At 61.5% G+C, this 11,622-nt stretch carries 10 protein-coding genes; 9 read left to right on the top strand and 1 reads right to left on the bottom strand.

All coding sequences use genetic code 11. The annotated features are described in order from the left end of the window. Window positions 1–7 precede the first annotated feature (7 nt). Window positions 8–1,480: a hypothetical protein gene (locus tag JSO19_RS10925; protein WP_270911703.1), complete on the bottom strand. Its 1,473-nt coding sequence runs from the start codon at window positions 1,478–1,480 to the stop codon at window positions 8–10. Window positions 1,481–1,534: 54 nt separating this feature from the next. On the opposite strand from JSO19_RS10925, the gene dapB reads away from it, so the two are divergent. From dapB to JSO19_RS10970, 9 genes are all read left to right on the top strand, one after another. Then, window positions 1,535–2,263: a 4-hydroxy-tetrahydrodipicolinate reductase gene (dapB, locus tag JSO19_RS10930; RefSeq protein WP_270911705.1), complete on the top strand. Its 729-nt coding sequence runs from the start codon at window positions 1,535–1,537 to the stop codon at window positions 2,261–2,263. Then, a complete protein-coding gene (locus tag JSO19_RS10935) occupies window positions 2,260–2,706 on the top strand; it encodes a hypothetical protein (RefSeq protein ID WP_270911707.1) in 447 nt (148 codons plus the stop codon). The genes dapB and JSO19_RS10935 overlap by 4 nt, the downstream gene beginning before the upstream one ends. Window positions 2,707–2,894: 188 nt before the next feature. Beyond that, window positions 2,895–4,487: an APC family permease gene (locus JSO19_RS10940; protein WP_217134422.1), complete on the top strand. Its 1,593-nt coding sequence runs from the start codon at window positions 2,895–2,897 to the stop codon at window positions 4,485–4,487. A 158-nt stretch (window positions 4,488–4,645) separates the two neighbouring features. After that, window positions 4,646–5,449 carry a thymidylate synthase gene (locus JSO19_RS10945; RefSeq protein ID WP_270911708.1) on the top strand — a complete coding sequence of 268 codons (804 nt, stop codon included), beginning with the start codon at window positions 4,646–4,648 and terminating at the stop codon, window positions 5,447–5,449. Window positions 5,450–5,463: 14 nt separating this feature from the next. After that, entirely contained in the window at window positions 5,464–5,973 is a 510-nt protein-coding gene (locus tag JSO19_RS10950; protein ID WP_270911709.1) for a dihydrofolate reductase, read from the top strand. Between the two features lie 89 nt (window positions 5,974–6,062). After that, a complete protein-coding gene (gene dapA / locus JSO19_RS10955; RefSeq protein ID WP_217134429.1) occupies window positions 6,063–7,040 on the top strand; it encodes a 4-hydroxy-tetrahydrodipicolinate synthase in 978 nt (325 codons plus the stop codon). A 13-nt stretch (window positions 7,041–7,053) separates the two neighbouring features. Further along, complete coding sequence (locus tag JSO19_RS10960; protein WP_270911712.1) at window positions 7,054–8,730, top strand: ribonuclease J; 1,677 nt, start codon at window positions 7,054–7,056, stop codon at window positions 8,728–8,730. A gap of 11 nt (window positions 8,731–8,741) precedes the next feature. After that, window positions 8,742–10,223 (top strand): biotin carboxylase, encoded by a 1,482-nt coding sequence (locus JSO19_RS10965; RefSeq protein ID WP_270911713.1) that lies wholly within the window; start codon window positions 8,742–8,744, stop codon window positions 10,221–10,223. 55 nt (window positions 10,224–10,278) lie between these two features. Further along, on the top strand, window positions 10,279–11,613 hold the full coding sequence (locus JSO19_RS10970) for a carboxylesterase family protein (protein WP_270911714.1): 1,335 nt from the start codon (window positions 10,279–10,281) through the stop codon (window positions 11,611–11,613). Window positions 11,614–11,622: the final 9 nt, after the last annotated feature.

Genomic DNA, 11,622 nt, shown 5'->3' on the forward strand with positions numbered 1-11,622 from the left:
GCTGGCCCTAGCCTCGGCGCAGTCGCGAGAAAGCCTGACGAGCCCTGCGGCTTGCCGAGTTCGATGCGCGGGTCATGAATGACAGCGGCTTCGAGACGAAGAGCCCGTGCATGTGCTCAATCAGTGTTTTGGTGTCGGGGGTGAGCTTGCCCTCGTAGTCCTGAAAGCGCCCTCGTCGGTAGAGTGACCCGATTTCAGAGCCGTACACCTTCGTGTCGCCAACGCTGCGGTAGCTCAGGAAGAACACCTCGTCGCTTTCGCGAAGCGAGAACCAGTGTGGCTCAGCCTCGATGAAGGTGAGCGTTCCGTCGGCTTCCAAACGGTATCGGCCGGTCGGCGGGGCAGCGACGATCTCTTCGGGGGAGTGCGAGACGTGGCGCAGCAGAATGTTCGACCAGGCCATGTCTTTGGGCACACGGTTCCAGGTGTCGTTAATCGCCGCGACGTCGATGTCATCGTCGAAGCCGAGAAACGCGTAGATGTGTAGCGCGTAGAGCGGCAGGTTCCAGAACTCAGCCGTCGTGGCGTTCGAGATCATGGCGCAGCCGCTGAAGCGGGGGTTGGCTTCGCCAAAGAAGAGCTCGCCGCTGTCGAGATCGTGCAAGATGTCGACCTCGAACAGGCCGAGATACCCCTCGTTCTTGAGCACTTCGCCGTAGCGCACGACCATCTCGGTGGCGCGACGCCGTTCGGCTTCGGGCAGCACGTCGGGGTAAAACTCGAGACCGCTCGACGCTCCCTTGTGAATGGCGATTTCAGGGTGGCCGATGATGTCTTGCAGGAGTGGTCCCGCGATGACGCCCTGGGGCGTCACGACCGCGTCCATCGCGAGTGAGCGGTGCGCGATGCGTTTCATGACCTTGAGGGTCTTGCCAAGAATGTGTTCGCTCGCCGCGGCAAAGTCGTCTTCGCTACGAATGAAGTAGGTTCCGGCTCCGGCCTCACCGTAGTCGGTCTGCACGACGAGTTCGCGCCCGAGATCGGCATCGGCTGCAGCCTGTATGAGTTCGGCGTAGCTTGCCACCTGAGTAATGACGTGGGGCACGTTGACGAGGCCAGCCTCCTCGCTCCACTGCGTCGTGAGCAGCTTCGAGTCGAGTCGCACGCGCTCAGCAACGGTGATCGAGACGAGGTCGTAGCCGAGCTCGGCGCAGAGGTCTTCGGTCTCCTGATCGTGCATGAAGTACACGATGACGCGTGGGCGCAGGTGCGACGGCGTCTTTTCGGCGATGAAACGCTGCACCTCTGGGCTGCGCAGGAGCCAGAGAACGGAGTCTTCGTGACTGAGCGGGGCGCGTGGGCGTTTGCTTGGCAGGAACACCCTGTCGCTGCGTACCGGCCAGAGGTCTCTGAGCTGAATGGAATAGAAGTTCGCGACCCACTCCTCAACCCCGAGCAGGTGGCTCGCGGGCCGGTTGATGTAAAAGATGGGCTGTTCGTTAGCGGCTAGGCGCTCTGCGATGCGCGAAATCTCATGCATTCGGTCATCTTATCACCGCAGACTTGGCCTGAGTTTGTCGGCTACGCTTAGGGTATGCAGACACGCGTAGCCATTGCCGGAGCCAGCGGGAGACTCGGAAGCGTCATGAGCGAGGTGGTCGAAGAACACCCTGATTTCACGCTCACCGAACGACTCGGCAGAGCCTCTGCCCCCGAGGCGTGGCACAACGCCGACCTGGTCATCGACGCAACGACCCCCGAGTTGTCACCCACGATCGTGCGGGAGGCTCTTGCCCGGGGGCAGAGAGTCATTGTCGGTACGAGCGGGTGGGACGATGAGCGCCTTTCGGCGTTGCGAAACGATATCGCTGAGACCCCGGGGGCGAGCGTCATCGTCGTGCCGAACTTCTCGCTCGGCTCGGTGCTCGGCACCGCGCTCTCGACGATTGCAGCGAGATACTTCGACGCCGTTGAGATCATCGAGACTCACCACCCCAAGAAGATCGACTCTCCCTCCGGCACTGCGGTGCACACGGCGCAGGCGATCATGCGAGAACGCGACGGTAAGCCCGTCGACGCGCCGTTTGCCGACCAGGCCGCGCGTGGGCAGCAGACGCAAGGGGTTCCGATCCACAGCCTCCGTCTTGCGGGAGTGGTCGCGAAGCAAGAGGTGCGTTTTGGGGGCGTCGGCGAGACGCTCACGATTACGCACGATACCGTCTCAAGTGACTCTTACCGTGCCGGCGTTCGCGCCGCACTCGAGGCATCGCTCACCCATGAGGGCCTCACGGTGGGCCTCAACGAGATTCTGGGAGTGTCATGAACCAGCGCAAGAGTGCCCTCTTGGGGGTGTGGATCATGAGCGTGCTGCTCGTGCTCTACTTCGTCTATGCGGTGCAGCGGGCGATCGCTCTGTTCCAATCTGGCACCCTGCTCGCCATCACGATGGGCGTCGCGATGCTCGTGTTGCCGCTCATCGGCGCGTGGGCGCTGCTGCGCGAGTTGCGTTTTGGTCGCGAGGCAACGAGGCTCGTCGACGAACTCGATCGCTCGGGACGGGTTCCCGTTGAAGAGGTCGAAACATTGCCCTCGGGTCAGCCCGTACGCGAGCAAGCGAAGGGGTTGCTCGAATCATACGAGGCCGAAGTGACGGCGAACGAGCAGTCATGGGAGGCCTGGGCCAGGCTCGGCATCATGCAGGACGCCGCCGGCGATCGAACGAGCGCGCGCGCATCGCTGAGGCGAGCAATTTCGTTGCGCAAGTGAGATCAAATTGTGCGGATCGGTCATAATCCGAGCGAATTTTCAACTGATTTCGTTGCTTTTTCTTTTGCACTAGGACTATATGGTTTGAACGCATAAGATTGACGGTTGGTACAGACGCCACCCTCACAAGGGGTGGTTCATTATGGGCAAACTTCATTGCAGAAGCACATTCAGAAAGTCTTGAGTAAATGACCACAAGTGAGCAACAACATCAGCCGCCGACGCGCGCGCTCGATTCAGTGACCGGTATTAGCCGCAAGGGCCTTGAATCAGGCACGGTGGGTGTCTTCGGCGCCGTTATCATCGGCCTCTCGGTGTGCGCCCCCGCGTATACCCTGACGTCGGCGATTGGGCCAGCAGCCCAAGAAGTCGGCTGGCAGACCCCCGCGATCTTCCTCGCGGGCTTTATCCCGATGTTGCTCGTGGCTCTTGGCTACCGTGCCCTCAACGCGAAAATGCCCGACTCGGGCACCTCATTCACCTGGGCAACGAGGGCTTTCGGGCCCTGGGTTGGCTGGATGGCAGGATGGGGCCTCATCGCGGCAACCGTGCTCGTGCTCTCAAACCTCGCCGGCATCGCCGTTGATTTCCTCTTTGAAACCCTCGATATCGCGCTGAGTGGTGGGGGCGACATCGCGGCCTTGTCAGGCAACGTCTGGATCAACATTCTGACCTGTCTCGTGTTCATGAGTATCGCGACGTTCATCTCGTACCGCGGCATGACCTCGACCAAGATTTTCCAGTACATCACCGTTTTCTTCCAGGTTGCTGTACTGATCTGGTTCATTCTCGCGATGTTCTTCTTCGCAGAGCCAAACCCCGACACTGGCGTGCGCAACGCCATGGAGCTCTCGTGGTTTAACCCGCTCGAGATCAGCTCGTTCTCGGCCTTCTCGGCCGGCCTCGCCGTATCGATCTTCGTGTACTGGGGCTGGGACACCGTGCTCACGCTCGGTGAAGAGACCCGCCCATCGAAGGGCCGCCTCTCGACCGAGGGCAAGGCAGCCATGATTCTCGTGGTCATCATTCTCGTGATGTACGTTGGCACCGCGGCTGCGACCCTCGTCTGGGCTGGCGTTGGCGATGGGCCGCACGGCCTCGCAAATACCTCGATCGCCGAAAACGTCTTCGCCGCAATCGCGCACCCCGTCATGGGACCCTTCGCGATTCTGCTGACGCTCGGCATCCTACTGAGCGCATTCTCATCGATTAACACCACCGCGATCTCGCCCGCGCGCACGCTGCTCGCGATGTCGCACTACGGAGCGATCCCCAAGTCGATCAAGAAGATTCACCCCAAGTACAAGTCGCCCTACGTGGCGCTTCTGCTCTCGTCGGTCGTGGCCTCGGTCTTCTACGCGATCATGCGCTTCATCAGTGAAGACGTGCTCTGGGATACGATTACCGCGCTCGGCATGATGGTCTGCTTCTACTACGGTGTGACGGCGCTCTCGAGCGCATGGTACTTCCGTAAGACCGCACACAAGGAGGGCCAGGGTGCGCTGTGGATGCGCGTTATTCTTCCCGGTCTCGGCGGCATCTTCCTCATCATCACCTTCGTTCAGACGACCATCGACTACCTCGACCCCGCTGCGGGATCGGGTTCGAACATCGGCGGTATCGGTCTCGTCGGCCTTATCGGCACCACGCTCATTCTGCTCGGTGTTGTGCTCATGCTCATCTACTCGAAGAAGGCCCCGGCCTTCTTCAGGGGCGAGACGCTCAAGCGCGGTGACGACAGCCAGGAGTTCGTTTCGTTCGACGACGGCATCAAGGGCTAGCTGACACGCTTCGCCCCATGGCTTAGCCAGGCGCCCACCGCTTCTGCACACGGAGCCCCGGTATCGACTTCACGGTCGTGCCGGGGCTCCGTTGCGTCTGCCCATAGGCGCTCGCGTGCACAGCCTTACTGGCGCGTGAGCGGGGTAGAATGAGCGGTATGCCACACGTACCAACCCCTTACGAAGACCTGCTGCGTGACGTGCTCGAGCACGGTGCCCAGAAGGGTGACCGAACCGGTACCGGCACGCGAAGCGTGTTCGGCCGCCAGATGCGTTTTGACCTGAGCGACTCGTTTCCGCTCATTACGACGAAGCGGATGCACCTGAAATCGGTCGTCGGCGAGCTGCTCTGGTTCTTGCGTGGCGACAGCAACACCCAGTACCTGACCGACAACGGGATTCGCATCTGGAACGAGTGGGCCGATGAAAACGGCGAGCTCGGTCCCGTCTACGGCGTGCAGTGGCGCTCGTGGCCCACGCCAAACGGTGAGCACATCGATCAGATCTCACAGGTCATCGAGGCGATTCGCGAGAACCCAGACTCACGCCGCCACATTGTCTCGGCGTGGAATGTCGCCGAGCTCGACAACATGGCGTTGCCTCCTTGCCATGCGTTCTTCCAGTTCTATGTCGCCGACGGCAAGCTCTCGTGCCAGCTCTACCAGCGTTCTGCCGACATGTTCTTGGGAGTGCCCTTCAACATTGCGTCGTATGCGCTGCTCACGCTGATGGTGGCGAAGCAGACGGGGCTCGAACCGGGCGAGTTCGTGTGGACGGGCGGCGACTGCCACATCTATGACAACCATGTCGAGCAGGTGCGAGAGCAACTGAGCCGTGAGCCATACCCCTACCCACAGATGGCTATGGCCGAGCGCGACTCGATCTTTGACTACGAGATTGGCGACTTCGAGGCCGTCGGCTACGAACACCACCCGACCATCTCGGCCCCGATCGCGGTATGACGATGAGAATTGCAATGATTTGGGCGCAGGCTGCCGGGGGAGTCATCGGCAAAGACGGCACGATGCCGTGGCACGTGCCAGAAGACCTCGCACACTTTAAAGAAACAACCTTGGGAGCCCCCGTCATCATGGGAAGGCGTACCTGGGAGTCGCTCCAGGACCGTTTTCGGCCCTTGCCAGGACGCCAGAACTACGTTGTTTCGCGCACCCTCGGGTTTCACGCTGAGGGCGCGACGGTCGTGTCATCGCTCGAGCGAGCACTCGAGATGGTGAGAGCGGCTGCAACAGAAACCGTGTGGATCATGGGCGGTGGGCACCTCTACCGCGAGGCAATGCCCCACGCTGATGAACTCGTGGTAACTCAGCTTGACCTCGAGGTAACCGGGGGCGATACCTTCGCTCCCGAGATCGGGTCTGAGTGGATGCTGCTTGAGCGGAGCGAGCCGGCTCTCTCAGCGAAGGGCACGGGCTACGTGTTTGAACGGTACGTGAGGCGTTCGCAAGGGGTTCAGGTCGTCGCTTAGACCTGGCCTGCGTGCTGCTCTGCGTGATCTGGCCCACAAGAATGCGCGAGAAGCGAAACCCTCGCCCAAAAGTCGGGTACCCTAGAGAGGTGTCTGTGAAAGAGAATCCATTTGGCCAGGTTCTGGTCGCACTCATTACGCCCTTTGACGCCCAGGGTGAGGTTGATTGGGCTGCCACCGAGCAGCACATTGAAGACTGCATCGTTCGCGGCGCCGACGGTATCGTCGTAACCGGAACGACGGGTGAGACTTCAACGCTCACCGACCCCGAGAAGCTGAAGCTGGTTGAGGTCGCGAAGTCGGTCTCATCGGGCCGCGCCAAAATCATCACCGGCGGCGGATCAAACGAGACCGCACACGCGATTGAGCTCTACAAGGCCAGCGAGAAGGCGGGCGCCGACGGCGTCATGATCGTGACCCCGTATTACAACAAGCCGACGCAGGCAGGGTTGCTCACGCACTTCCGCATGGTTGCCGATGCCACAGATTTGCCAGTGATTCTCTACGACATTCCCGGTCGAACGGGCGTGCCGATCCGCTACGAAACGATTCTGCGGCTCGCAAAACACCCGAACATTCTGGCGGTCAAAGACGCGAAGGGTGACTTCAGCGAGGTGAGCCGTGTGCTCAACCAGACCGACCTCATGTACTTTTCAGGCGATGACGCGAACGTGCTCCCGCACCTCGCGATCGGAGCCAGCGGCCTCATCGGAGTGACCGCAAACGTCACAGCATCGCCGTACCGCGTCATTATTGACGCGGTGAACCGTGGCGATCTGCACGCTGCTCAGGCAGCGCATCAGCAGTTGGAGCCACTCGTTCGTGCAGTTATGACGCACGTGCCCGGCACCGTTGCTGCCAAATACATTCTGCACGGCCTTGGCCGTATCTCAAGCCCCCGGGTGCGCCTGCCTCTCGTTGGTCCTGAAGAGTGGGAAGCCGCTCTCATCGAAGACGAGCTCGGTCTCGTTGGCGAGCTCGCAGGGCTTGATCTTTCAAATTTCCGCCCAGACCGAAACGCCGCTGCAGGCGGTGCACTTCCAAAGGTCGCGGGCACCACTCGATAGGAGCGAATCTCACTTGCTACGTCACGCGTACGACCCACCAGCACTCACGCCCGGCACGCTTCGGGTCATCCCCCTAGGGGGGCTCGGAGAGGTCGGTCGCAACATGACCGTCTACGAATTCGACGGCAAGCTGCTCGTCGTTGACTGCGGCGTCTTGTTTCCAGAAGAGCACCAGCCCGGTGTCGACCTCATTCTTCCCGACATTACGAAGATCGAAGACCGTCTCGACGACATTGTCGGCGTCGTGCTCACGCACGGTCACGAAGATCACATCGGTGGGGTGCCGTACCTGCTCAAGAAGCGCCACGACATTCCGCTGATCGGTTCGAAGCTCACGCTCGCGCTTGTTGCGGCGAAGCTCAAAGAGCACCGCATCAAGCCGGTGCTGCACGAGGTCGTCGAAGACGAGCGCATGCAGCTCGCACCCTTCGACCTCGAGTTCATTGCCGTGAACCACTCGATTCCCGATGCTCTCGCGGTTGCTATTCGCACGCCCGCCGGCCTCGTGATTGGCACCGGCGACTTCAAGATGGATCAGCTGCCGCTCGATGGCCGCATCACTGACCTGCGAGCTTTCGCCCGCCTCGGTGAAGAGGGCGTCGACCTCTTCATGACCGACTCGACAAACGCCGAGGTTCCCGGCTTCACTCCGCTTGAAAAGGACATCGGGCCCGTCATCGAACAGGTCATTGCGCGTACCGAAGGCAAGGTCGTGGTCGCGAGCTTCTCGAGCCACGTTCACCGCGTTCAGCAGGTGCTCGACGCTGCTGTTGCGAACGGGCGCCGGGTTGTGCTGCTCGGCCGTTCAATGGTGCGCAACATGAAGATTGCCGCCGACCTTGGCTACCTCGAGGTGCCCGAAGGGGTTCTCGTTGACCTCAAGAAGAGCGGCGAGATTCCTGACAACCGCATCGTCTACATGTCGACGGGGTCGCAGGGCGAACCCATGGCAGTGCTGAGCCGTATGGCCAACCAAGAGCACCAGATCGAGGTAGGTGAGCGCGATACCGTGATTCTCGCTTCGAGCCTCATTCCCGGTAACGAGAATTCGGTATACCGGGTCATCAACGGCATCATGCGCCTTGGCGCCCACGTCGTGCACAAGGGCAACGCCAAGGTGCACGTCTCGGGCCACGCCTCGGCGGGCGAGCTCATGTACTGCTACAACATTGTGCGCCCAAAGAACGTCATGCCCATTCACGGCGAGTACCGTCACCTCGTTGCCAACGCTGAGGTAGCGATTCAGACCGGCGTGCCACAAAACCGTACGATTATCGGCGATAACGGCACTGTCGTTGACCTCGTCGATGGGGTCGCGCGCAAGGTGGGTCAGGTCGATATTGATTTCATCTACGTCGACGGCAAGAGCGTTGGCCGCGTGACCGATGAAGATCTTCGTGACCGCCGCACGCTCGCCGAAGAAGGCTTCATCTCGGTCGTGACCGTGGTTGAGCCGGTGACCGGGCAGATCGTGTCAGGCCCTGACGTTCACACGCGCGGCGTTGCCGAAGAAGAAGAGGTGTTCGCTTCGATCACCCCCAAGATCGCTACGGCGCTCGAGCAGGCGATGAAGGAGGGCACGACCGATCAGCACCAGCTGGAGCAGATCACCCGTCGCACCATCGGCCGCTGGGTCGGTACGAAGCTTCGTCGTAAGGCGATGATCGTGCCGGTGGTTGTGCTCGTTTAAGGAGACTCGGTATGAGTGAGAAGAAGCCCGTCGCTCCTCTCGAAGAGGTTGCGCAACGCCTCAGGGCGAGCAAGCAACCCGTATTCTACGTGAGTCGCACCGCCACCCACCTCGTGGGTGTCGAGGCCTTTGTGCCTGGGCTCTCATTCATTACCCTCGTTGACAGCTGGAACGCGACGCATCCCGCGGTTTTCGTTCCGAGTAACATTCCGAACCCCGCACCGCGTGGCAACATCTCGGTCGTGAACTGGTTGCTCAAGAACCCAGAGGTGATCGCGCATATGCGTGCTCGAACACCCGAGGGCTTGAAACCCCAGGTTTTGCTTGCCTTCTTTGACGAGACCTCAGAGGCGCTGTGCCGTGAGATGGGGCTTGAACTCATCATGCCCTCGAACGCCTTGCGCCACAGGCTCGACTCGAAGATGGTGACGACGCAGCTGGGCGAGAGTGTCGGCGTCATGAGCGTGCCAAACGTCATCACGCGTGTTGCGAGCTGGGCAGAACTCACGAGGGCCGCGAGCGAGAACGGTCTCGGCAGTGACCTCGTTGTACAGACAGCCTACGGGAACTCCGGTGAAACGACCTACTTCATCGACGGTCAAGAGCGTTACGAGGCTGTGGCCGCGAAGCTGCGTGATGTAGACGTCAAAATCATGAAGCGCATCAATCACTTACCGCTCGCCGTTGACGCGATTGTTACCGGCAACGGAACCGTGGTGGGGCCCATCTTGAGCGAGGTCACCGGCCATCGCGAACTCACCGAGCACGCTGGCGGCTGGTCGGGCAACGAGATGTCTCCGAGCGTGATGAGCGCTGAGGCTCGCGCCAAGGGCGTTGAGATGGTGCGCCGCTTCGGCGACGGCCTTGCGCGCGAGGGCTATCGGGGTACCTTCGGCATCGACCTGCTGATCGACACTGATACCGACGAGGTGTACCTCGGCGAGCTCAACCCTCGCTTGACGGGAACGATGAGCATCACGAATATTCCCACGGGGGCATTCGCTGCTCTTCCACTCATCGCGCTCCACATCGCCGAGTATTCGGGCCTCGACGTGGGGGTTGACGCTGCTGAGTTGTGCGAGGCATCGGCTGCGGCCGGCGCTTCGAGCGAGGAGTGGAGTCACATGATTATTCGCGCGACCGACCCTCGGCCACATCGTATTCTCCAGGCTCCGTTGACCGGTGTGTACCGAGCGGTTTCGGGCGCATCGAGACTCGAGTTCGTTCGTGAGGCGCGTGACTGGCATAGCCTGCAGCCGGGTGAGGTGTTTTATCTCAACACCGTCGCAGATGGAGGGTTCAGTACCCGGGGTACCGATCTTGGTATCGTGTACGCGAGAACGCGGGTGCAAGACAATGAGCGCAACCTCACGCCCGAGGCGCGCGAACTCATCGCCTCGGCGCATGCGCTGTATCGCATGTCGGCTCTGAGCGGCGTGCAGAATTTCGTGCGTAAGGCACGGCTCGCTATCGCCATCGCAACAAGGCGATAAACTCGGTCTGAGAGGCGTAGCTAGGGTGCTGCGCCGCCTAGGGCAGGAGCGTTCGATGCAACCAGAGTCACGAGAGACCCCTCGATTTACCACTCCCGCTGGGCCCATTGAGGGGTGGATCGACGGCGCTGTGAGGCGTGCCACCGGTATTCCGTATGCGACCGCTCTTCGCGGTGAAGAGCCGATTGCGGTCGAAGACCGCGAAGAGGTCCTGTTCGCAACCGAGTGGGCTCCCGCCTGCCCGCAAAACCCCGCACCGCTTTTGGAAGAACGGCTTGGCTACCGGCCAGACGAGCTTCACTACGATGAAGACTGCTTGCGTCTCTCAGTGACGATGCCCGCCGAAGAGAGTGACGAACCGCTTCCCGTGCTTGTCTGGATTCACGGAGGCTCGTATGTTTCAGGCGCTGGCGACATCGGTTTCATGGACCCCGCGCCGCTCGTTGCTGACGCGCAGGTCATCGTTGTCACCGTGACCTATCGGCTCGGGGCGCTCGGCTACGTGGGCGGCGGCTCGCGGCCAGCAAACCTGGGCGTTCTCGACCAATGGCTTGCCTTCGAATGGGTTAAGCGCAACATTGCGGCGTTTGGGGGAGACCCCGAGAACGTCACGGCGTTCGGTGAATCGGCGGGTGCCGATGCGGTGTTACACCTCATGGCGATTCCTGGAGCCCCGAAACTCATGAAGCGAGCTATCGTGCAGAGCGCCCCGCTCGGGTCGCTCACCGCAGATCGGCCCAAGATGCATGAGCAGATGGTGCCTACGCTCGCGGGAGTGAATGAGCACATGCCAATCGACGAGGTGCTTGCGCTTGAGAAGGTTGCCGCCAAGGCCGCGGCGGGCTTTGGCCTCAGCTCTGCGATGCCGTACGGCCCGCAGCCAGGGGTCGCGCCTTTTGCGCCCGGCGTCGGGCTGACCGAGGCACTCGCGCGCGTTGCGCCAGAGATTGAACTCATGATCGGGCACACGAAAGAAGAGGCGCGCTTTTTCTTAGAGAGCATTCCCGCTCTTGCGAAGCTCGGCAGCGTTCCTCTCGTTGGCGGTGCCTTGCAGGGGCTCGCAGCCCGTGCCCTCACGAAGTCGGCGTATGCAAAGCCTGCTCGTGAGCTGGCGGCGACCATGCGGGCCGCTGGAGGGCGTGTGAGTCGTTTCGTGGTGACGTGGTCGGCTCCGGGAAACCCGTTTGGCGCCTGCCACACGGTTGACCTTGCAATGCTGTTTGGCGACGAGCGTGCCTGGCGTGACGCCACGCTCGTTCGAGGGGCAAGCTGGGTCGAGATCGAGCAGAGCGGCCGCATCGTGCGACGCGCTTGGGGAGCGTTCGCGCGGGGCAGGCACCCAGAGCCTCACGACGGGGCAGCGGGAGTGATCCGCTTCGAACGGGCCTAGCGGCTCCCG

This window comes from Leucobacter sp. UCMA 4100, from assembly GCF_027853335.1.
Lineage (GTDB): Bacteria > Actinomycetota > Actinomycetes > Actinomycetales > Microbacteriaceae > Leucobacter_A.

Coding starts and splice junctions, on each gene's coding strand:
- JSO19_RS10945 (WP_270911708.1), top strand. CDS start 4,646: ATGCCACACGTACCAACCCCTTACGAAGACCTGCTGCGTGACGTGCTC.
- JSO19_RS10925 (WP_270911703.1), bottom strand. CDS start 1,480: ATGCATGAGATTTCGCGCATCGCAGAGCGCCTAGCCGCTAACGAACAG.
- dapB (WP_270911705.1), top strand. CDS start 1,535: ATGCAGACACGCGTAGCCATTGCCGGAGCCAGCGGGAGACTCGGAAGC.
- JSO19_RS10950 (WP_270911709.1), top strand. CDS start 5,464: ATGATTTGGGCGCAGGCTGCCGGGGGAGTCATCGGCAAAGACGGCACG.
- JSO19_RS10940 (WP_217134422.1), top strand. CDS start 2,895: ATGACCACAAGTGAGCAACAACATCAGCCGCCGACGCGCGCGCTCGAT.
- JSO19_RS10965 (WP_270911713.1), top strand. CDS start 8,742: ATGAGTGAGAAGAAGCCCGTCGCTCCTCTCGAAGAGGTTGCGCAACGC.
- JSO19_RS10970 (WP_270911714.1), top strand. CDS start 10,279: ATGCAACCAGAGTCACGAGAGACCCCTCGATTTACCACTCCCGCTGGG.
- JSO19_RS10935 (WP_270911707.1), top strand. CDS start 2,260: ATGAACCAGCGCAAGAGTGCCCTCTTGGGGGTGTGGATCATGAGCGTG.